The sequence below is a fragment of the Sporolactobacillus sp. THM19-2 genome, from assembly GCF_004153195.1.
In the GTDB taxonomy this organism is placed as follows: Bacteria; Bacillota; Bacilli; order Bacillales; family Sporolactobacillaceae; genus Sporolactobacillus.
The window spans coordinates 1-502 of sequence record NZ_SEMC01000075.1; the positions used below are offsets into that span (position 1 = coordinate 1).

Consider the following 502-nt stretch of genomic DNA (forward strand, 5'->3'; position numbering starts at 1 on the left):
GACTTCTATCAAAGGACGGAAATCACCGCAAAACAGCATGAAATCATTAAGTCTCTTGGGATAAAGGTTCCTCGAAAGATAAGTCAAATCGACCTTAAATCCTAGATAGGGTTTGCTGAACCAATCCTGATTTTCGGTAATTATAATTTTCAGACAGCTCTGGGCCTGAAAATGGCCGGAAAACCCGCTGAAATAGAACGAACGTTCGTAAAATCCATAAAAAAGCGCAGAGAAGCCCTGAGGCGTCTCTCCAGGTTCAAAACCAGAAACTTGAGCGCAATCACCGTTTCGCTCGTATTTCTGAGCATCGCGTAGATCTTGTCCAGCCCAAAGCGGCGTTTGGCCTGGCCAAACTTCCCTTCAACCGGGATCCGTCCTTTAAAGTCGCACTGCTCCACCCTTCGATCTGTTTTCCGGGCCTGCTTATCTTTCGGCCTACGGCCGAGTTTCGGTCCGCTGAGCCGGATGTGGCGTGCCTTGCAGAAAGCCCGATTCTTCCGAT

General features: G+C 48.8%; 1 protein-coding gene. It reads right to left on the bottom strand.

The features are described 5' to 3' along the window. Positions 1 to 149 precede the first annotated feature (149 nt). Positions 150 to 502, bottom strand: a 353-nt coding sequence (locus tag EWH91_RS14355) for a transposase (RefSeq protein ID WP_165364346.1), incomplete at its 5' end; no start/stop codon positions are given.